Source organism: Blautia sp. AF19-13LB (assembly GCF_003479105.1).
GTDB lineage: Bacteria > Bacillota > Clostridia > Lachnospirales > Lachnospiraceae > Fusicatenibacter > Fusicatenibacter saccharivorans.
In genome coordinates this window covers 23,197-45,505 of sequence record NZ_QUGO01000003.1, presented here as the reverse complement: position 1 = coordinate 45,505, position 22,309 = coordinate 23,197, and the positions used below count along the sequence as shown (strand labels likewise).

Below are 22,309 nucleotides of genomic sequence, written 5' to 3'. Positions count from 1 at the left end.
AAAGATAATTACTTTTGTGGTAGTATATATGTGAACTTCCTATAAAATTAACTCTCATAAAATTCCTTTTAAAGTATGCTACAACTGGCTTAAAGCAAGAACATGTCGAAACGAGAGTTAATATTTCAGGAAGTTCACATAAAAAGGTCCAAATAATTAACATTATTTGGACCACCTGTCAAAGGAAGCCTTTTTCCTTTTCGCCGTCATCAGGACTTCTTTGCGCTTCCATTCATAAATTTTTCTTAAAATTTACCTTTATTTTACCACACTACTCCCAAAACTACAATATATCTCCATTTTTCATTTTTTTTACATAGAACCTTTCTGGCCTAATACAATCAGTACAGTTTTAAACAAAATCTTAATATCCAGCATAAAGGACCATTCTGAAATGTACTTCGTATCCAGTTTTACAACCTCTTCAAAATCTGTAATCTCGCTTCGTCCGCTTACCTGCCACATACCAGTCAGTCCCGGCTTGATTGCCAGTCTTGCTCTGTGATGGAGCTCATATTTCTCCCACTCATCCACTGTCGGCGGACGGGTTCCTACAAGGCTCATGTCGCCTTTTAACACATTGAAGAACTGCGGGAATTCATCCAGCGAGGTTTTGCGGATAAAGTTTCCGATTCCTTTGCCTGGTCCTTTTTCGCTTCCGATGACACGCGGGTCATTCTCCATTTTGAACATCAGACCATCGCTGACGCGGTTCTGTTTCATCAGTTCTTTTTTCCGCTCTTCCGCATCCATGTACATGCTACGGAACTTGTAAATTTTGAATTTTCTTCCGTTCTTTCCGACACGGTACTGTGAGAAGAAGATCGGGCCCGGAGACTTGATATAAATCGCAGGGGCAACGAACAGGAAGATGATTCCGGTCAGAATACATCCGGCAAGACCGCCGCAGATGTCCATGATTCGTTTCAGCACAAGCTGTCCTGCGCTTGCCATATTGATGCAGGTGGTGACCACGGTATAGTTGCCCATGCGCTCTACAGTCTGATTTTTTCCCTGCATTTCGTTCACGTCCGCAATTTTTACGTGGATCGTAATGCCCATCTCGGCGAATGCGTCGAATACTTTCTGCGGGATTTCTCTGCCTTCCGGCAGAACGATCAGCACTTCGTCGAACCACTCACGGCAGACATACTCAGCTGCATCTGCAAGGTTCGATACCACCGGTACGCCGTGGATTTTGTGTCCGGTTCTGTCCTGGTCTACGAGAACAACGCCAGTCGGACGAACGCCGATGTAATCGAAATCCAGCATGCTCTTTACAACGGACTGTGACTGTTTTTCGGTCGTGATGATCAGAAGCGAACGGCCGCTGTGTTCCCCGCTGCTGCGTTTCTTTACCACAGCCTTCCATCCGATGCGCATCAGATAGGAAAGCATTCCGTACAGAGCACCGGTCAGCATAATGGTTGCTCTGGAGAACTGATCTCCCTCCTGAATCAGGAACAGGTAGAATACACCAAGAACGATGATGTATACCATATTTTTTACAGTCATTCCGATTTCCACGAGGTATCCGCGCTTCATGACGTTTTTGAAGGAATCGTCAAAAAACATGATCATCAGCTGGATCAGAGCGAATACGATAGCCTCATTTCGGTAAATTGGGCTTCCATATGGCTTAAAACTGTGATGTCTTAAGAAATAACCCATGACGAAAGCCAGCTGAAGACAGATAATATCAAGAACCATAAAATCCAGATGCTTCAGCCATCCTGTGGATGATTTTTTGTACATACCTTTCTCCCCTGTCGTATTTTTTTCGCCGTACTCGTAACATTCTCTTGTTTCGCATAGTTTTTCTAGCTTTTATATTACCATTTTAACTAAAACCTTCTCATTTTTTCTGGTACTATGCATTTGCAATATCTTCTGTGACGAATACAGAACCATTTTTTTCTTTATTCCAAATATTCTATCCCATTTCTACTTATTTGTAAAGGTGTGGACACACTTTTGGACATAATTATTTCACATTTTTGCAAATTATTACATTTTATATTATTTCATCACATCCAGAATCTGTAATGTTTTCATCTTCTTTTCGACATAGCGATGGAGATATGCACGCAGCAATCGTTCCAGTTCGTCCAGGATCTCTTCATTTACGGTAAAACCATACAGCTTCGCGAGCGGTGCCGCAATGATATAGCGGCATGCCAGCACGGTGCCCGGCTGCAGCGGCCATGGATCTCTGATGGTTTTTCCACAGTTTGGGCAGTAGATGGCGCTGTCGCGCAGGGAGAAAACGGTCAGATTCTCTTTCGTGCCGCACTCCATGCAGGAGAACATCTGCGGTGCTTCTCCGCTGATTGTGATCGTCCGCAGTTCGAAGATGCACCGGATCAGGCGGAGGTCCTGTTTTCCGCGGCGGATGGCGTTCATCGTCACGTACAGAAGGTTCAGCATCTGGGTTTCATCGTTTCCTTCCTGGCCGAAATATTCGGCCAGTTCCAGAAAATAAAAGCCGTAATAAACGCCGGGCTGCATCTGCGCCAGGTCGAGGAAGTATTCTTTAATGTTTGCGCCGGAGAGGGTGTAGCTGTCACGGCCCTCGTAAACCTGAAACTCGCCGAAGACGAACGGATTGGAGACGGCCATCAGCGGGCTTTTCATGCGGCGGGCGCCGCGCGCGAAGGCGGTGATTTTGCCGAGCTCCCGGGTCAGGATCACGACGCGCTTGTCATACTCTCCGACCGGGGAGGCGGATAATACCATTCCGCTTACATTGATTGGTTCTCGCATGTTTCTTCCTTATTATAATGCAATATTATAAATCGAGTTTCTTTTTATCATATCCGAAGTTCTTCACGAGGAAATCGCTGTCGCGCCAGTCTTTTTTGACTTTGACCCAGAGCTTCAGGTTGACTTTCTGCTCCAGCATCTGCTCCAGCTCATACCGCGCGTTGCTTCCGATCTTCTTGAGCATCGCGCCCTGTTTTCCGATGATGATGCCCTTGTGGGAATCGCGCTCGCAGATGATGGTCGCATCAATATCAACGATTTTTCCGTTCGGGCGGTCTTTCATCTGGTCGATCACAACGGCGATGCCGTGCGGGATCTCTTCGTTTAAGTCGTACAGTGCTTTCTCGCGGATGATCTCAGCCACGATCTGGCGCATCGGCTGATCGGTGATGGTGTCCTCATCGTAGAACTGCGGGCCGTACGGCAGATATTTGAAGATGCTCGGAATGATGTCATCGGTGTTCTGATGGCGGAGTGCCGAGCACGGAATGATCTCGGCAAACTGGAACAGCTTGCGGTACGTATCGATGAATTCCAGGATTTTGTCTTTCTCCACGGTATCGGTCTTGTTGATAATGAGGAGGACCGGCGCATTGACTTTCTCCAGGATCTCTGCGATATGGCGCTCTCCTGCTCCGATGAAGTTGCTCGGCTCTACCAGCCAGAGAATCACATCGACTTCTTTTAACGTTTTCTCGGCTACATCGACCATGTACTCGCCGAGCTTATTTTTCGCCTTGTGGATACCCGGTGTGTCGAGGAACACGATCTGTCCCTCGTCACACGTATAAACGGTCTGGATGCGGTTGCGGGTGGTCTGCGGTTTCTTGGATGTAATCGCAATCTTCTGTCCGATCAGGTGGTTCATCAGCGTGGATTTTCCCACGTTCGGACGGCCGATCAGGGCTACAAAGCCGGATTTATAATTTGCATTGTTTTCCATTGCTGTCTCTTCTCCTCATTTATAAGTTCTCTACGTTCTTAAACAGTTCTTTCTCTTTCTGAATGGCTGCTTCGCTTCCGACAACGCAGATGTTGTTCTGTTTTAAGGCTGCATCTACAAGGTCTGCCAGTGCATGAATGTCATCCAGGGTTGCATCGAGGATCTGATCTCTCTCCTGCTGGAAGTCTGCTTCGGTGATGCCGTTGAACCATGCGCTCTCGGAGGTCTGGCCTTTTGCGGACGGGTTCATCGGGACGTCGAGTTCGCTGATCGTTCCGATGATGTATTTGGTCATCTGGCGCTCGTCTGCCTCGAAATTGCGCACGTAATCGCCGATACCGCGGTATACTTCAAGGGTTCTTCCGACGTTCGGGTCACGGTAGGAAGAAATGCACGCGTTTCCGCCTCTTCCGAAAGCTCCGCCGCAGCCGTAAGCGCCGCCTTTGACACGGATGTTGATCCACAGATAGTCATAGCTCAGCATGACACGCAGGATGCGCAGGGCTCCTGTGTAGTCGTAGCCTTCGCGCTCGAAGTTTCCACAGAGTGCCACGTACTGTACCTGGCCGGAGGTCTGGAAGGCTTCGTTTTTCTGTTCAAAGTCATACACAATGCTGCCCGGCTCCACTTCGTCGGTGTACAGATTCTCTTTGAATGCTGCGATTTTTTCTTCCAGCGGTGCGTAGCCTGTCTCGTCTGCGGTATAGGAGACGGTCAGATTCTCTTTGCGGAAGATGTATTTCATCAGGATCTGCAGATTTTTAATCAGTTCTGCTTTTTTCTCATCGAAGTTCTCGTCCAGATCTTTTAAGAGCTGGCAGAAGCCGATGCCTGCGATGCGGTCCTGGAAATTGCTCATCGGGGAGTAATAGGAAGCTGCACGCATCACAGCCGTTGCATTTCCGGCGGAAGACAGGCGGTTCTGCAGGCCGGATTTCATGCTGGAGATGATCTCGTGAAGACGTTTCTCGTCATCCAGGCGGGAGGTATTCAGGATTTCCTCGATCATTTTCATGACGAAATCCAGTTTGTCGTACAGGAATTTCGCGCGGATGCCGAACATTCTGCGGCAGTCGTCATCATTTTCCGGAATGCGGAATACCTGCAGTCCGCAGTTGATGCCGCCGGTCTGTGCATTGATCTCGTTGAACAGTTCGCCGTAGGTGTAGTGTTCGGTGTCCACATAGCCGAGAACGGATTTTAATACGCCCATGTACGGGATCAGATCGTTCGGCACATTTTTCGTATCAAACAGCAAGCTTAAGTAACCGATGCCGTTCGTGAATACGTTGTGATGAAGAACCGTCGTTCCATCGACTTCATGCTCGTCATTGTAAAGTTTGACAGACTCACGTTTGATATCGCTTCGTTTCAGGAGCGGAATCGTCTCGAGTGCTTCCTCGCTCTCCTCTTCTTCCTGATATGCTGCCAGCTCTTTGGTGTCAGCAATGATTTTCTCGATCTCTTCTTTTGACAGGCTCTCTTTGTATTTCTGCAGTTTTTCTGCGGTCTTTGCATCATTTTCTGCGGCAAGACCGGTCTTTGGAATGAGGGTCACGATGGAGGCATGGGTGTTGTCCAGCAGATACGTCTGGATCAGGTTTTCGAAATAGCCTTCTTTTGCCAGTTTTTTCAGCTCATCGTAGATCGCAAGCTGCTGCAGGTAGGCGAACGGTTTGTTCTCGTCATACAGCCAGCTGTCGAAGACGTCAATGCCGTACATCAGGCCCTTCGGGAAGCTGGAGAAGTCCGCCTCACGGAAACGGAATTCGAAATAGTTGATGCCTGCCTCGATGGCTTTCCGATCCATGCCGTTTTTCACGATATCCTTGAGGGTGCCGCGGATGATGGACAGGAATTTTTCTTTCTCATTTTCATCGGCGTTCTTGGCTACGATGGAGAAGAATGGCTGCAGGATGCCGTCCTCGTAGGAGCCGTAAACATCTTTTCCGATGTGTGCGTCAAGGAGCGCCTGTTTGACCGGGGCTCCCGGTGCGTCAAGGAGTGCATACTCCAGAACAGAAAATGCCACGTTTAATTTTACATCCAGACCGCTGCCGATGACCATGTTGTAGGACAGGTACGCATTGTTTTCAAGCGGATCGCCGTCGAGTACCGGGTACTCGTGTACAATGTCGAGGATCTCTGCAAATGGTTTCTGATACGGAATTTCGGATTTTACTTCTTTTGCATCAAAATGGGACAGGTATTTTTCATCCATCCATGCCAGTTTTTCTTCCATATCCATGTTTCCGTACAGGTAGATATAGCTGTTGGACGGATGGTAATAGGTCTGATGGAATTTCAGAAAGTTTTCGTAGGTCAGGTTCGGGATGCAGGACGGATCTCCGCCGGATTCTACGCCGTACGGAGTGTCCGGGAACAGGGTGTTGAAGGTTTCACGCTCCAGGACATCGTCTGCGGAGGAGAAGGCTCCTTTCATCTCGTTGTATACAACACCGTTGTAGGTCAGCGGGCCGTCTTCGCTTTCCAGATGATAGCTCCAGCCTTCCTGACGGAAGATTTCGTCGTGTTTGTAAATGTTCGGGTAGAATACGGCGTCCATGTAGACATGCATCAGGTTCTGGAAGTCGGCATCGTTGGTGCTGGCTACCGGGTACATGGTTTTATCCGGGTAGGTCATAGCATTTAAGAAGGTGTTCAGGGATCCTTTGACGAGTTCTACGAAGGGATCCTTTAACGGGAATTCGCGGGAGCCGCAGAGGACGCTGTGCTCGAGGATGTGGGCTACGCCGGTGCTGTCGGCCGGCGGGGTACGGAACGCGATGTTGAATACTTTGTTGTCATCCTCCGTCTCGAAAAGCAGCACGCGGGCTCCGCTTTTGTTGTGGCGAAGAAGGTAGCCATGTGCGTGGATATCATCAATCTGCTGTTCCTGCAGCAGGGTATAGGCTTTGCAATGTTCTGCGTTCATTTTTGTATATCCTTTCTTGTTTTTCTTTATTATTTCCGGTTTTATGCAGTCAAAAACGGACCGCAGTGCCCGTTTACTGGGATTTTCTGCGGCCCTGTCGGTTTTTATTCTTCGTGGTCTGTTTCTGCGTCGGTAGTTTCCGCCTCATCCACATGATCTTTTACTTCGTCATTTGCAGCATTGTTCTGCGCATTTCTCTGCGCCTGAGCTGCGGCAGCCTGTGCCATCATCGCCTCGAGATTCGGGCGGACACTCTGCGCCTGGGCTCCCATGATTCTCTGGAGCTGTTCTCTGGTCAACAGAAGGTTGAAGCCGGACGGGTTGATGACGAAGCCTTTGGCCTGTTTCATCAGGTACGGCAGAAGGTGCTGGAACGGGATGGCTGCCAGACGGAGTTTTGCCTGCGGATCCGGACGGAATTTCTGGAATTCACCAATATCGGAAAACAGCGGCTGGAAGATGTCTTCGTTCTGGTTTTTGATGTACGGGATGCGCACGTCTGGTCCCGGGTTGGCCGGATCGAATTCGCCCTGTACCTGGGAGATGTCGATGGCAAGGATGAATTTGCTTCGCATCAGGTTGACAAGCATTTCTTCTTCGAGTTCACGCAGGTGCTGCATGCGTTCGGCATCGTCTCTTTTCTGATTTGGTTTGCGGAGCTCCTGCAGGAAATAGACTACAGTGAGCTGTACGCCAGGGTTGAGGACCGGAAGATGCTGTTTGTTCATTTTTTCCATGTCCGGTTTCGGGAAGATCTGCTCCAGCTCGATGCGGCGGGTCTGACCGCCTTCGTGGAAGATGACCATGTTGACACCTTCTGCGTAGAGGCCCATATAGAAGTTCGGCATCTGCTTGCGCAGTACTTTTACGGTAAACAGCGGGGTGTTCTTCTCTACATAGGATTTTGCAAATTCTTTAGCTGCTTCTTCTTCGGTAAACATATATACCTGATCGTCAAAGGTTTCCGGATCGCACTCTACGTATGGGAGTTTCGTGATCTGGGAAAATGTGACATAGATGATTTCCATGCTCTGAAATTTCTTCATTGTGAAGCTGTTGTCTACTGTCATTTGTGGTTGAGTCCTTTCTTCGCTCTTAGAGGATATGGTATCCCTAAAATATCTATGTGACATTATATCATACTTTTGGTGGGTTGCCAAAGGTTTTCTTTGGGTGTGACGGACCGCGCAGACCAAAGCTGTCGAAACGGGGCCTGACTTTGCATGACGGCGGGAGAGGGCTTTTTGTAGTCTGTAATTGGGGCGTGCAGACTACGGAAATGTTTTTTAACACATTCTAGTTAATCGCTTTGGCATTGGGGTAGATTTTTTCCATTCGGACGTCCGGGAAATGGGCATCTATGGTCTGCTCGATGGCATTAGCTGCAGGCTTTTGGTGGGCGCGTTCGTCGTATCGGGCGAGAGCAAGGGTAGATACGAGCATGTTGGCCACCATGAACACGATCAGGATCCAAGTGATGATTTCTCCGAATTTCATCGGGATTTTTTCAATCCAGCGCGAAATGACAGGATAGAATTTTTTGAGCCAGACGACGGCGGCTATTCCCCAGAAGAAACAGTACAGGAGGTTGATACGGCCTCCGAGGTTGAAGGGAATGTCGCTGTAGTCCCAGAAGACTTTTCCGAATACGATTTCGGTGAACACACTGCAGATGTATTCGTAGGCTCCGCCGAGGAAGGTACCAAAGGCAAACAGGAATCCATCGGAGCGGTCGCGGTAGTTGTAGAGGAACCAGGTAGCGAGGGCGATGGCCAGGCCCCAGACGATGCTGAACGGGCCCCAGACAAGGCTGCTGCGGCTCATCCAGACACCGGCGGTGATGCGGCAGAATATGGTTTCTGTAATATCGCCCAAAAATGCGCCGATGATGAAGAGAAGAACGATTTTGTAAAAGCTGCATCCTTCGGCAAATACGCCGGTTTCTGTTTTCTCTTTTTTCTCAGAAACTGGCTGTACGGCCGGATAGGCACGTTCCACACGACGCTCCAGATAGCGGTAAACACGGACAGAAAGGCGTCTGGTGAAGGCGTCGATCTGATCGTTCATAGCGCTGATCCGCGGCATTTTTTTCGTGATGTGGTGCAGAACAGCATAGGAACCGACGGCATCTACTATCAATATACCAAAGAGAATCCAGGATGTGATATGCAGGAAACCGGCCGGAATTGAATGAAGAACTGTAAAGCAGAGGCGATTGCCGATTTTCATGGCAAGCAGTCCTAAAATTCCCCATAGTACAGAATACTGAAGGCAGATATAGCCGTCCATGTTCCATTTTTTATTGGAATAGTCCCACCATTTGCCATGGCCAATGCGTTCCAGTGCGTGACCGGCCAGCCACTCGACTGCGGTAGCGATAATCATACAGCCAAGGAACAAAAAGACGGGGCTTGACTGCAGTTCATACAGATAACGTGTCATAAAGACAGCTGTGATTCCATAGATGGCGCAGAGCGGACCATTTAAGAATCCTCTGTTTACCATATGTTTTTTCCGGATCGCGGCCACAGAAGTTTCCAGAAGCCATCCAAGGAAGGCGTAAAAGAAAAACAGGCCGAGATAGTCATAAATTGTATAGTTCATGTTCTTCTCTCTATTCTTTCATTATTTTTGCTATTTTAAGGATTTTATTTTCCACTGAATCCCTTGTATACTCTCCAGTATTTTGTTTTTATTTTTATCCTGCAAATAAGATGGATTTAATTTTGCTTTTTTATACTGCAAATATGTTCCTTCTGTTTTCTGAATCAGCAATTTTGTAAAATATTGTTCCCAGCTAAAAAACTCTGTGCTGTCGATATAATCTTCTGGATTTTCCAGAATTTTACGAACCTCTTTGTCCTGTAAAAGATCTGAATTTAAAATCAGCCATTCAAAAGACTCCGGTAAATATAAATGTACGTTCTGTTTTTCCTCTATTTTATTGCTGAGAAGATTCATTTCTGCTCCAATTGCAGCACCGTCCGCAATAATACAGGTTTCTTCTGTTCCTGCCTTGCCGATCATTTCCGGTATTTTTGTTTTTCCACCAGCGCTTTCACATGTAATATTCCTTTCTGCACATACATTTTCAAAAAATTGATACCCAGAATTGGAATCTTCCGTAATTATTTTTTGTACTCTAACAGGAAGCCGTGCTGTTTTGGGATAGATCTGATACATTTTCTGATATATTTTTCTGGTATCTCTGTATTTTCCGGAAACATGCAATCCATAAATCTCTTCTACACTATACGGCAAATTATATAAGTTTTCTCTCGTAATCAATACAAAATAGTTTTCTGAACCCCGTATGGCAGAAGCAAATTCTTCTGTTTTTATAAAATAATTCTCCTCGTCTATGAAAAAGATGCTTTCCCGGCTGTTTTCCAAAATAATTTTCCAATTAACACCTTCCAGCACTCTGCACGGTACTTCACAGGAAACGTTGATTCCGCTGGACTCCCCTAAATTTTCTGCCTGCCGGATCATATTTACCAGTGTTGTTTTTCCTGATGCACTATCCCCCTGGATGATTGTAATATTACGCTTTATCACAAATTCATAATGAACTCTGTTATTTTGAATAATAACTCTTTTCTTTCCCTTCATACATCCACCTATACATAAGCCTCGGCAACATCTACAAATTCGGACATATTCCGCACAATAGTCCCTGTATTTAAAATCAGGATTTCAAAAGGATCTTTGCCAAACCGCATCACATGACGCAGATTAATCGTCAGATCCTTTTGCTCTCCTAATTTTAAAATCCATTTTGCACAATTATCTCCACATACGGAGGCATTAAAGATCTTTCCGTCTGTATCGTATGCCATCAGCAGCAACGTTTTGATTCCTCCGGATAAATCTTTCGGTGGAATCGGACCAAGCACCGGGCTGTCAATCAGATGCGCACTGATTACCTCCGAGCGATCCACATCGCGGATCATTTCTTTTGCCAGTGGCGTGGTCAGCCATTCATCTTCATAACAATTATCAAAATAGGTTGGCGGATGATAGATTGCACCTTTCATTTCTCCAAGATATATTTTCAACATAATAAAATTCCTCTCGCTAACGCTCATTATATCGTGATACGCACATTATACCATATCTCAAAGCCTTCTTGCGCAAAAATGTATCGTTTGTCAACATTTTCCGGGATAAAAATGTTGACAAACGATACAAAACTATTGCCAAATGTCGCTAATTCATTTTTTCTCCCAAAAAGAAAGAAGCCATACTCTCTCAAGTATGACTTCTCTCCTTTTTCAAATTCTTTTTAAGGAAAAAGAATTACTCTTCTTCTGCGCCGTACAGTTTTACGAGTTTGTTCAGGTAAGTGTAACGGTCTTTTGCTTCCTGCTCGTTCTTGCCGAACAGTCTTTCTGCTTTCGCCGGGTTTGCACGTTTCAGAGAGTTGTAACGTACCTCGCCATTCAGGAATTCCTGATAATCTCCTGACGGAGCCTTGGAATCCAGTGTGAATGCGCTCTTGCCTTCTGCAGCGAGTGCCGGGTTGAAGCGGAAGCAATGCCAGTATCCGGTCTGAACAGCGAGCTGCTCCTCGGTCTGTGCTTTGCTCATACCTTTCTTGATACCATGGTTGATACATGGAGCGTAAGCGATAATGAGGGACGGTCCCGGATATGCCTCTGCCTCTGCGATTGCTTTGACTGCCTGATTGTAATCAGCGCCCATAGCGATCTGTGCTACGTATACATAGCCATAGCTCATTGCGATGCTTGCCATATCTTTCTTCTTGGTTTCTTTACCGCCTGCTGCGAACTGTGCAACTGCACCGGTCGGAGTAGCTTTGGAGGACTGTCCGCCTGTGTTGGAGTAAACCTCTGTATCGAATACCATTACGTTGATATCTTTTCCGCTGGCAAGTACGTGGTCTACGCCGCCGAATCCGATATCGTAAGCCCATCCGTCGCCACCGAAGATCCACTGGGATTTCTTAGCGAGGAAGTCTTTGTTCTTAACGATGTCTCTGCAAACGTCGCAGTCAGCGTCTTTGATTGCTTCTACAAGTTTCTCGGTTGCAGTTCCGTTGGTAGCGCCGCAGTCAAAGGTATCCAGATACTCTTTGCATGCTGCTTTTACTTCTTCCGGAGCTTTCTCGGAGTTCATAACATCCTCAACTTTGGCTTTCAGGCCGCCGCGGATTGCTTTCTGAGCAAGAAGCATACCATAACCGAACTCTGCGTTGTCCTCGAACAGGGAGTTGGACCATGCCGGGCCCTGTCCTTTCTCGTTTACAGTGTAAGGAGTGGACGGTGAGGAGTTGCCCCAGATAGAGGAGCATCCTGTTGCGTTTGCGATGTACATTCTGTCACCAAACAGCTGGGTGATCAGTTTTGCGTAAGGAGTCTCGCCGCAGCCTGCGCATGCGCCGGAGAACTCAAGCAGCGGTTTCTTGAACTGGCTGCCCTTTACGGTATTCTCTTTGAATTTTGCTACAACGTCTGTCTTCTCTGGAAGAGCTGCTGCATAATCGAAGTATTTCTGCTCTGCTTCGTGTGCTGCAAGGCTTTCCATAGCCAGTGCTTTCACACCCTTCTTGCCCGGACATACGTTTGCACAGGAACCACATCCGGTACAGTCAAGCTGGGAAATAGCCATTGTGAAGGTGTAGTCCGGCATACCGGTCATCGGCATGGTCTGGATGCCTTCCGGAGCTGCTGCTGCTTCTTCTGCGGTCATGGCAACCGGACGGATAACAGCGTGCGGGCAGACGAAGGAACATCTGTTACACTGGATACAGTTTTCCGGATTCCATACAGGTACGTTTACGGCGATACCACGTTTCTCGTATGCGGATGTGCCGGACGGAGTTGTTCCGTCTACGTAGTCTGCAAATGCGGATACAGGCAGGTTGTTTCCTTCCTGGGAAGTTACTTTTGCCTGGATGGTATTTACGAATTTAACAGCGTCAGCGCGGCCGCTCTCTGCATGAGTTGTGGTCAGACCTTCGTCTGCTGCATTTTTCCAGCTTTCCGGAACTGCAACTTCTTTGATCTGTTTTGCACCCTCATCGATTGCTGCCCAGTTCTTTGCTACGACATCATCACCTTTACGGCCATAGGTAGCTTTTGCTGCTTCTTTCATGAGTTCGATGGCTTTTTCTTCCGGAATGATCTTCGCAAGCTTGAAGAATGCAGACTGAAGAATGGTGTTGATACGGGTCGGTCCCATGCCGGTCTCGATACCGATCTTAACGCCGTCGATCACATAGAATTTAATGTTGTGGTTTGCGATGAATGCTTTTACCTGTCCCGGCAGATGCTCTTCCAGGCCTGCTTCATCCCATGGGCAGTTCAGAAGGAAGGTTCCTCCGTCTACCAGCTCTTCTACCATGTGATATTTGTTCACATAGGAAGGATTGTGGCATGCAACAAAGTTTGCTTTGTGGATCAGGTATGTAGATTTGATCGGTTTCTTTCCGAAACGCAGGTGAGACATGGTTACACCGCCGGACTTTTTGGAGTCATAGTCGAAGTAAGCCTGTGCGTACATGTCTGTGTTGTCACCGATGATCTTGATGGAGTTCTTGTTTGCACCTACGGTACCGTCTGCGCCAAGTCCCCAGAATTTGCAGTTGATGGTTCCTTCCGGAGTTGTTACCAGAGGAGCGCCAACCGGCAGAGACAGATTGGTAACATCGTCTACGATACCAATGGTAAATCTCTGTTTCTCTGTATTTTCATATACAGCAACGATCTGAGCCGGTGTGGTGTCCTTGGAACCAAGTCCGTAACGACCTGTGAATACCGGTGTGCTCTCGAATCTGCTGCCTTTTAATGCTGCTACTACGTCCAGGTACAGAGGCTCGCCAAGAGATCCCGGCTCTTTTGTTCTGTCCAGAACGGAAATCTGTTTTACAGTCTCCGGAATTGCATTGATGAGTGCTTCTGCGGAGAACGGACGGTACAGACGTACCTTTACAACGCCGACTTTCTTGCCTGCTGCTACGAGGTAATCGATGGTCTCCTCGATGGTATCGCAGACAGAACCCATAGCGATGATTACGTGCTCAGCGTCTGCTGCTCCATAATAGTTGAACAGTTTGTAATCGGTTCCGATTTTCTCGTTTACTTTGTCCATGTACTCCTGTACGATTGCCGGAAGAGCATCGTAGTACGGGTTACATGCTTCTCTTGCCTGGAAGAAGATATCCGGGTTCTGTGCGGATCCTCTCTGGCACGGATGGTTCGGGTTCAGGGCATGTTTACGGAATGCATCTACTGCATCCATATCTACCATGTCTTTCAGATCTTCGTAATCCCATGTCTCGATTTTCTGAATCTCGTGGGAGGTACGGAATCCGTCGAAGAAGTTGATGAATGGAACTTTGCCTTTCAGTGCTGCACAGTGTGCAACCGGTGTCAGGTCCATAACCTCCTGTACGCTGGATTCGCAGAGCATTGCGACTCCGGTCTGACGACAGGCGTAAACGTCTGAATGATCTCCGAAGATGGAAAGTGCGTGGCTTGCAAGGGCACGAGCGGATACGTTGAATACGCCCGGGAGCTGCTCGCCGGCAATTTTATAAAGGTTCGGGATCATAAGAAGAAGTCCCTGGGATGCGGTGTAGGTTGTGGTAAGAGCTCCGGCTGCCAGTGATCCGTGTACTGCACCTGCTGCTCCTGCCTCAGACTGCATCTCAGTTACCTGAACTTCCTGTCCGAAAATGTTCTTTCTTCCCTGGGTTGCCCACTCATCGGTATGCTCCGCCATAACGGATGAAGGGGTAATTGGGTAAATAGCTGCTACGTCGGTATACGCATAAGACGCATGTGCTGCAGCCTGGTTACCATCCATGGTTTTCATCTTTCTAGCCATTTGATTTTATCCTCCTTAAAAAATGATGACCAAAAATTACTTTGGCTTTTCTCAGGTTGGTGTTCTGCCGGGTTTCGGTTGCCTCCGCGCTTCGAAAAACCCGGATAAGGGCATGGCAATGCCACTATGTCCAGTGTCTGAATTATAACACCGATTGGGCATTCTGTCCAGATTTTCTGTGGGTGTTCAGGGAAAAATACAAGTTTTTTACAACTTCTGGTAATTCCGCGTCGAATTTCTCGATAAAAAAAGGAGGAACGGCCCGCATATTTTTTTCTCTTCTGCGGACAGTTCCTTTGCTTCTTTTATTTCTGATTCTGCGCCTCAATCTGTTCTGCGAGGTCGGTGAGATAAATCCATCTCTCGGTTTTTTCTTCCAGAGCAGCTTCGGTCTTCTCTTTTTCCGCCATCAGTTCGGCGAGCTTTGCAGAGTTGGTGGCGTTTTTAAGCATCTGATCGTCAAGCGATGCAATCTTTTCCTCGAGTGCGGCGATATCGTCATCGATGATCTCGTACTCGCGCTGTTCTTTGAACGTAAATTTCAGGCGGGTCGGACGGTTCTGCTTCCAGTCGTTGTTCTTTGGCTTTGCAGGTTCGTCCGCGGACGTTTTGGACGGCGCTGCTTTTGCCGTTTCTTCCGCACTTCCGCCGAAACGGCGTTCTTTTGCTTCGAGGTAATCGGTGTAGCCGCCCTCGTACTGCAGAAGATTTCCGTTTTCGTCGAATTCGAAGATGCGGTCCACAACGTTATCCAGGAAATAGCGGTCGTGGGAAACGGTGATGACGATGCCGACGAACGTGTTCAGGAAATCCTCAAGCACGGTCAGGGTCGGGATATCAACGTTGTTGGACGGCTCGTCGAGGATCAGAACATTGGCGCCGCTCACCAGGACGGATAAGAGATACAGTCTCCGTTTTTCGCCTCCGGAGAGTTTGGAAATCGGGGTGTACTGCATATCCGGTGTGAACAGGAAGCGTTCGAGCATCTGCGATGCGCTGATTCGGCCGTCACGGGTCTGGACATACTCAGCGATATCTTTCACGTAGTCGATCACGCGCTGATTCGTATCCATGTCCGGCTCTTCCTGTGCCAGATAGCCGATGCGGATCGTGTCGCCGATTTCGATGGTTCCCGCATCCGGCAGGACTTCTCCGGTGATCATCCGCAGCATTGTGGATTTTCCGCAGCCGTTCGGGCCAATGATGCCGACACTCTGGTTCCGCAGGAAGATGTATTCGAAATCTTTCATCAGCGTTTTATCGCCGAAGGCTTTGCTGACGTTATGGAATTCAATCGTTTTCTTTCCCATGCGGGTCTCGACAGCATCCATCTCCACGACAGCGTCTGCGGTCGGTGCCGTGCCATTTTTGAGTACTTCGAGACGGTCGAGTCTTGCGCGCTGTTTTGTGCTTCTTGCGCGGCAGCCGCGTTTCGCCCATTCGAGTTCCATGCGCAGGATGCTCTGGCGTTTCCGTTCAGAGGCGAGTTCCATCTCCTCGCGCTCAGCTTTCAGTTCCAGAAAGCGGGAATAGTTGGAATCGTAGCTGTACATTTTTCCGTGGCTGATTTCGAGGATGCGGTTTGACACTTTATCCAGGAAATAACGGTCATGGGTGACCATAAAGACGGTTCCGCGGTAATTTTTCAGATAATCCTCGAGCCAGGAGAGCATTTCGTTGTCAAGATGGTTGGTCGGCTCGTCGAGGATCAGGACATCAAAATCGGACGCAAGCACTTTTGCCAGGGCAACTTTGCGGCGCTGGCCGCCCGAGAGCGTATCGAGTTTTGCGTCGTATTCGGTAATGCCAAGCTGCACAAGGTTACTCTGCACCTGCCAGTCCTCCTCATCGCCGGAAAGGGTATAGGACAGCACGGTGGCATCCTTCGGGAATTCCGGTGTCTGCGGCAGGTAGGCCATTTTGAGGTTGTTCTGGCGGATAATCTGGCCGGAATCCGGTGTTTCTTCTCCCACTACCATGCGCAGCAGCGTGGATTTTCCGGTTCCGTTGATTCCGACGATACCGACCTTGTCGCCTTCCTGCAGACCGAAGGAGGCATCGTCAAAAATCAGTTTATCGCCGAACAGTTTGCTGATGTGTTCGATGTTGATGATATTCATTTGCACAGTTCTGCAACGGTCTGGTTAATCACCTTTCCGTCTGCTTTACCTTTCATATCTGCCATAACGGCTTTCATAATCGCGCCTTTGTTTTTGGTTGCCAGCACGTCTGCGAATTTTTCCTGAATGTAGGCCTTGACTTCGTCTGCGCTCATCTGTTTCGGTGCGTACTCGCTGATGACGTCGTAGCGGAACTGGTACTCTGCCTTTAAATCCTCGCGGGATGCCGGGCAGGTGTCGATCTGTTCTTTTACGGTTTTCAGCTCTTTTAAGATCACACGGTCTACGAGCTCCGGTTTGATGTCATCACGGCAGCCCTCGTCGATGGCAACCTTCTTTGCTGCGGAGATCAGGGAAGAGATGGCCTCTTTTCTCGCTTTGTCTTTGGCTTTCATTGCTGCTATCATATCACTTCTTAAAGTTTCTAATTCCATGGTGTTGTTCCTCCTGTACTAAATTTTGTCCGGTTTCAAGTATAACACTTCTCTTTTTGCTTTTCCAGTCACTTTGTAGGATAGCTCCCTTATTTTCCCCACGGCAGACGGTGTTTCTTTACCTGGATTGCCTGATGTGGGCACATTTCCTGACAGCAGAAACAGCGGATGCACTTTTTATAATCGTAGACCGGCGGATTTCTGCGGCCGTTATCAAAGCGGACGGCTTTCCCTTCCACCGGGCAGCTCTCAACGCAGACGCCGCATTTTTTACATTTTTCTTCTATGATATAGGGGCGGCTCTGGAAGACCCCGAGGATCTCGAGCAGGTCGAGGGCTCCTTTTTTGCGGGCTTTGCGGCGGTCGACGTTGAAGTTTGGATTTCCGTACTTTCTTTTCAGTTCTTCCTCGGATATGGTGCCATCCGCTGTCACGATTTCGATGCGGTCGTCGTGCCACGTTCCAAGGCCGAGCGTTTCCCCGTAGAGATTTGTCGGCACATACGACGGATCGAGGTTCACCAGATGGCAGAACACGGTATCCAGTGCGATCGGATCGGTGGACATAAGAAGAACTCCCATCGAAACCGGGTCGCCGGAAGTCGGACCATTGCCTTCCATTGCTACGATGCCGTCGCAGATATAGAGGCGCGGGGCGACTTTCTGGTTCAGCTCGATCAGCATGTGTGCGAAGCTCTCAGCGTTCGGATACTGCGTGTGGCCGAGTTTTTTGTAGACGCCGCTGATGCAGCCGTACTGGTTCTTGACAGCTCCGGTGATGCGTTCCAGCGCGTGGGTTTTCATTTTGCTGACGCTGATGAGGGCGTCGCAGTCGAGTGCATCTTTCGCAATCATCAGAAATTTGCCATCGGCGGTTTCTACGCGCTCGCTCGTAAGGAAATCTTTCAGCGGAACGTTGTGTTTTTCCAGCACCTCTTTCAGCCCGGCTTCCTTTGCAATGCCCTCCGGGGTGCCAAGGCCGCAGGAATCGCCGCAGGAAATATTCTCATAGCCATTTTCCTGCAAAATCGTGATCAGGGCATCCATAACTTCCGGGTCGGTCACGACGGCGCGTTCTCGTTTTGCGGAGCGGACGAGGTTTGGTTTTAATAAGATATTCTCTTCTTTTCCGATCAGAGATTCCAGGCCGCCAATTGCTTCCAATCCCTTTTGCAGGCTTTCCTTTACGTGCGCCGGCTCATAGTCGGGACAGGCAACCACTGCCACTTTGCTTTTTTTCATATTCACCTCATGTTTTTCTATATTTCAAAAGAAGCTGCGATCCCCTTACCGGTTCTCACAGCTTCTTCGTATATTCACACAGAATATGTTTTTACTTATGCTACTTTGCTTTTTGCAAGCTCAGCCAGTGTTGCAAATCCTTCTGCATCGTTAACTGCCATGTCAGCCAGAACTTTACGGTTCAGCTCAACGCCTGCCAGTTTCAGACCATACATAAATTTGCTGTAGGACAGACCGTTCATTCTTGCTGCTGCGTTGATACGAGCGATCCACAGCTGACGGAACTGACGTTTTTTCTGTTTTCTTCCTGCGTAGGAGCTGGTCAGTGCGCGCATTACGGACTGTTTTGCTACTCTATACTGTTTGCTTCTGGCTCCTCTGTAACCTTTAGCCAGTTTTAATACTCTGTTATGTTTTTTCTTAGCGTTCATGCCGCCTTTAATTCTTGCCATTTCTTATTTTCCTCCTTGATCTGTTGGGCGTAACTCTACCTTGCAAAAATTACATGTAAGGTAAGATTTTCTTCATGTTCTTTACGTTTGTTGCATCAACAGTAGTCTGTTTTCTCAGGTTTCTTTTTCTCTTCTGAGATTTCTTGGTTAAGATATGGCTCTTGTAAGCTTTATTTCTTACTAATTTTCCTGTTCCTGTTGTTTTAAAACGCTTTGCAGCTGCTCTGCTTGTTTTTACCTTTGGCATTTTAATTTCCTCCTTGATATTGATTCAAATGTATTTTAACGTTTAGCCGTCAAAAACATGGTCATGCTTCTGCCTTCCACCTTCGGCGCTTTGTCAACCGTTGCAATATCGGACAGACTCTCTGCAAATTCATCGAGGATGTATTTGCTACTGTTCATATGTGCCATCTCACGGCCGCGGAAACGAAGTGTTACTTTTACTTTGTCTCCCTTTGTAATGAACTTGCGGGCTGCACCTACTTTGGTATTAAGATCATTGGTGTCAATGTTTGGAGAAAGGCGAACTTCCTTGATTTCAATTGTTTTCTGTTTTTTCTTTGCTTCTTTTTCCTTGCGGGCCAGTTCATATCTGTACTTTCCGTAGTCGATAATTTTGCAAACCGGCGGTTTCGCTGTCGGAGCAATTTTCACAAGATCCAGACCTGCTTCCTGTGCTTTCAGGTACGCATCTCTGGCAGACATAATTCCAAGCTGTTCTCCGTTCTGACCGATCAGACGAATTTCTCTGTCTCTGATCTGCTCATTAATCATTAATTCGCTAATTGTAGTGCACCTCCATCATTATAAAAGACTGTGTTCCCGCTTTTGCGGTGTAACGAAATCAAACTCGGCTCACCGGACCGGATTTGACTGATAACGCAAGAAAAGTGGATAGACAGACTATCCACTTAACATTGTACATAAATCTCTACACAAAGAGAACTTAAGATCAATATTGGACCGTAGTCGCGTGTTTGCGCTAGGGTGAGAGTGGATACTCTACTTTCTTTTTCTCAGACTATTGTAGTATAGCACTCTCCCATCCTGTTGTCAATACTGATTTTCGCATTTTTTCGTATTTATTTCCCGCAGCCACAGCGGAAGGAGCTGCACTCGGTTTCCTGGCAGCTGCATGCGCTGTCTCCGGCGATATGGATATCTCCGGCTTCGCATTTACAGTTGTCGTTAAAGGTACAGTTCTGCGCCTTGCAGTCGACACCGATTTTCGTACAGCCGCAGCCGGTGGAGTTGGACATCGTGCCCTCACCGCGCTCCTTGAAGCTCTCGCAGCACGTTTCCATGGAGCTTTTGGCTCCGCTTCCGCCTACGCGGATATCTCCTTTGGAACAGAGCTCGTTCTGGTTGTAAACACAGGTCATAGCGGAACAACTTAATGCTGGCATAATAAATTACCTCCTGAAATTTAGTTTCTGCGGTTTCGCCCGCATAGAAACCATTATTTCCAAGAGGTAATTTTTTATGCTTTATTATTTATTTTCTTTTGTTTCAACAGTAACCGGGCGGTTAACGCGGCTTGCGATTTCTTCTTTGATATCTGCAATAAACTGCTCCAGGCTTCTCTGGCCTTCATCACCTGCAAAACGGCTTCTGACAGATACAAGACCTGCCTCTTCCTCTTTTGCTCCGGCGATCAGCATGTATGGAATCTTCTGTCCCTGTGCCTCACGGATCTTATATCCAATCTTCTCGGAACGGGTATCCATCTCTGCGCGGATGCCTGCCTCGTGAAGGGCGTCCAGAACCTTCTTGCCGTAATCTGCGTATTTGTCGGAGATTGGCAGAACCTTTACCTGTACCGGCGCAAGCCAGGTTGGGAATGCACCTGCAAAGTGCTCGATCAGGATACCGATGAAACGCTCAACAGAACCGTAAACAACACGGTGGATCATAATCGGACGATGTTTCTCTCCGTCTGCTCCTGTGTATTCCAGTTCGAATCTCTGCGGCAGCTGGAAGTCAAGCTGGATGGTACCGCACTGCCACGTTCTTCCGATGGAGTCTTCCAGATGGAAGTCGATCTTCGGGCCATAGAATGCGCCGTCGCCTTCGTTGACTACATAGTCAAGGCCAAGGTCATCGAGTGCGCCGCGGAGACCTTCGGTTGCTACCTCCCAGTCCTCATCGCTTCCCATGCTGTCTTCCGGACGGGTGGACAGCTCTACGTGATATTTGAATCCGAACAGTTTGTAAACCTGGTCAATCAGGTTTGCAACGCCTTTGATTTCATCTTTAATCTGCTCCGGTGTCATGAAGATATGGGCATCGTCCTGGTTGAAGCAGCGTACACGCATCAGGCCGTGCAGCTGGCCGGATTTCTCATGACGATGTACCAGACCAACCTCTGCCAGACGCAGCGGCAGATCACGGTAGGAACGAGGCTCGGATTTGTAAACGAGAACGCCGCCCGGGCAGTTCATCGGTTTGATTGCATAATCTTCCTCGTCGATGACGGTGGTATACATGTTTTCTTTGTAGTGATCCCAATGACCGGAGGTCTCCCACAGGCGACGGTTCAGGATGATCGGTGTGGAGATTTCTACGTATCCTGCTTTTCTGTGGATTTCACGCCAGTAATCCATCAGTGCATTTTTCAGATCCATTCCTTTTGGAAGGAAGAACGGGAATCCCGGGCCGTCCTCACTCATCATAAACAGGCCGAGCTCTTTTCCGAGTTTTCTGTGGTCACGTTTCTTTGCTTCCTCGATCATGTGGAGGTACTCTTCGAGCTCTGCTTTCTTTGTGAATGCAGTTCCGTAGATTCTCTGCAGCATCTTGTTTTTCTCGCTGCCTCTCCAGTATGCACCTGCAAGGCTGGTCAGTTTGAAGGCTTTGACCGGCTTTGTGCTCATCAGATGAGGGCCTGCGCACAGGTCCGTGAATTCACCCTGGCGATAGAAGCTGATGACTGCGTCTTCCGGCAGATCTTCGATCAGTTCTACTTTATATGGCTCTTCTTTTTCTTTCATGAAGGCGATGGCTTCTGCTCTCGGCAGCTCAAAACGCTCCAGTTTCAGATCCTCTTTTACAATTTTCTTCATTTCTGCTTCGATTTTTTCAAGGTCTTCGCTGGTGAGTGGAGTATCTCTGTCTACATCGTAGTAGAATCCGTCTGCGATGGACGGTCCGATTGCAAGCTTGGTCTCCGGGTACAGTCTCTTGATTGCCTGTGCCATGATATGGGATGTGGTGTGACGGAATGCTGCTTTTCCGCCTTCATCGTTGAAGGTCAGAATGGAAAGATTGCAGTCCTTGTCGATGACGGTACGAAGATCTTCTACTTCACCGTTTACTTCACCTGCACAGGCCATTCTTGCAAGGCCTTCGCTGATGTCTGCTGCGATCTCAATGATGGATTTCGGTTCGGAGTACTCTTTGGTACTTCCATCTTTCAGTGTGATGATCATTTGCTTTACCTCTTTCTTTGTATATTTTTCGCAAGCGTGTTTCAGAATTTTTATACTTTTTACAGCAACAAAAAAGTCCCTTCTGACACGCTTATGCTGTCAAAAGGGACGATGTATTTTCATTCACCGCGGTTCCACC

Annotated in this window: 17 protein-coding genes; all 17 read right to left on the bottom strand. The window is 48.0% G+C overall.

Translation table 11 applies throughout. The features are described 5' to 3' along the window. Positions 1 to 312: 312 nt before the first annotated feature. Complete coding sequence (locus DWX32_RS03835; RefSeq protein WP_117509402.1) at positions 313 to 1,755, bottom strand: sugar transferase; 1,443 nt, start codon at positions 1,753 to 1,755, stop codon at positions 313 to 315. Between the two features lie 264 nt (positions 1,756 to 2,019). After that, on the bottom strand, positions 2,020 to 2,763 hold the full coding sequence (gene recO / locus DWX32_RS03830) for a DNA repair protein RecO (protein WP_118595043.1): 744 nt from the start codon (positions 2,761 to 2,763) through the stop codon (positions 2,020 to 2,022). Positions 2,764 to 2,788: 25 nt separating this feature from the next. Then, a complete protein-coding gene (gene era, locus DWX32_RS03825) occupies positions 2,789 to 3,706 on the bottom strand; it encodes a GTPase Era (protein WP_118659303.1) in 918 nt (305 codons plus the stop codon). Positions 3,707 to 3,725: 19 nt separating this feature from the next. After that, positions 3,726 to 6,641: an insulinase family protein gene (locus DWX32_RS03820; protein ID WP_118659302.1), complete on the bottom strand. Its 2,916-nt coding sequence runs from the start codon at positions 6,639 to 6,641 to the stop codon at positions 3,726 to 3,728. 104 nt (positions 6,642 to 6,745) lie between these two features. Further along, complete coding sequence (locus DWX32_RS03815; protein ID WP_158579549.1) at positions 6,746 to 7,711, bottom strand: SseB family protein; 966 nt, start codon at positions 7,709 to 7,711, stop codon at positions 6,746 to 6,748. 226 nt (positions 7,712 to 7,937) lie between these two features. Beyond that, the gene (locus DWX32_RS03810) at positions 7,938 to 9,245 is read right to left on the bottom strand and encodes a putative ABC transporter permease (protein WP_118659300.1); all 1,308 of its coding nucleotides are present in this window, start codon (positions 9,243 to 9,245) and stop codon (positions 7,938 to 7,940) included. Positions 9,246 to 9,275: 30 nt separating this feature from the next. Beyond that, on the bottom strand, positions 9,276 to 10,253 hold the full coding sequence (locus DWX32_RS03805; RefSeq protein WP_055227896.1) for a hypothetical protein: 978 nt from the start codon (positions 10,251 to 10,253) through the stop codon (positions 9,276 to 9,278). Positions 10,254 to 10,261: 8 nt separating this feature from the next. Then, positions 10,262 to 10,702 (bottom strand): DUF4869 domain-containing protein, encoded by a 441-nt coding sequence (locus DWX32_RS03800; RefSeq protein ID WP_055227895.1) that lies wholly within the window; start codon positions 10,700 to 10,702, stop codon positions 10,262 to 10,264. Positions 10,703 to 10,940: 238 nt separating this feature from the next. Continuing rightward, a complete protein-coding gene (nifJ, locus tag DWX32_RS03795; RefSeq protein ID WP_118659299.1) occupies positions 10,941 to 14,492 on the bottom strand; it encodes a pyruvate:ferredoxin (flavodoxin) oxidoreductase in 3,552 nt (1,183 codons plus the stop codon). Positions 14,493 to 14,797: 305 nt separating this feature from the next. Further along, positions 14,798 to 16,612, bottom strand: a complete 1,815-nt coding sequence (locus DWX32_RS03790) for an ABC-F family ATP-binding cassette domain-containing protein (RefSeq protein ID WP_118659298.1) — start codon at positions 16,610 to 16,612, stop codon at positions 14,798 to 14,800. Beyond that, complete coding sequence (locus DWX32_RS03785; RefSeq protein ID WP_055221697.1) at positions 16,609 to 17,046, bottom strand: GatB/YqeY domain-containing protein; 438 nt, start codon at positions 17,044 to 17,046, stop codon at positions 16,609 to 16,611. Before DWX32_RS03785 ends, DWX32_RS03790 begins: the two co-directional genes overlap by 4 nt. An 89-nt stretch (positions 17,047 to 17,135) precedes the next feature. Then, positions 17,136 to 18,287: a DUF362 domain-containing protein gene (locus tag DWX32_RS03780; RefSeq protein WP_117760612.1), complete on the bottom strand. Its 1,152-nt coding sequence runs from the start codon at positions 18,285 to 18,287 to the stop codon at positions 17,136 to 17,138. A gap of 95 nt (positions 18,288 to 18,382) precedes the next feature. Then, positions 18,383 to 18,739, bottom strand: a complete 357-nt coding sequence (gene rplT, locus DWX32_RS03775) for a 50S ribosomal protein L20 (RefSeq protein WP_022461741.1) — start codon at positions 18,737 to 18,739, stop codon at positions 18,383 to 18,385. Positions 18,740 to 18,788: 49 nt separating this feature from the next. Then, positions 18,789 to 18,986 carry a 50S ribosomal protein L35 gene (rpmI, locus tag DWX32_RS03770; RefSeq protein ID WP_022461742.1) on the bottom strand — a complete coding sequence of 66 codons (198 nt, stop codon included), beginning with the start codon at positions 18,984 to 18,986 and terminating at the stop codon, positions 18,789 to 18,791. Positions 18,987 to 19,021: 35 nt separating this feature from the next. Continuing rightward, positions 19,022 to 19,516: a translation initiation factor IF-3 gene (gene infC, locus DWX32_RS03765; protein WP_022461743.1), complete on the bottom strand. Its 495-nt coding sequence runs from the start codon at positions 19,514 to 19,516 to the stop codon at positions 19,022 to 19,024. A gap of 308 nt (positions 19,517 to 19,824) precedes the next feature. Then, positions 19,825 to 20,148, bottom strand: coding sequence for a DUF1540 domain-containing protein (locus tag DWX32_RS03760; protein WP_055221693.1), 324 nt, complete (start codon positions 20,146 to 20,148; stop codon positions 19,825 to 19,827). 84 nt (positions 20,149 to 20,232) lie between these two features. After that, entirely contained in the window at positions 20,233 to 22,170 is a 1,938-nt protein-coding gene (thrS, locus tag DWX32_RS03755) for a threonine--tRNA ligase (protein ID WP_118659297.1), read from the bottom strand. Positions 22,171 to 22,309: the final 139 nt, after the last annotated feature.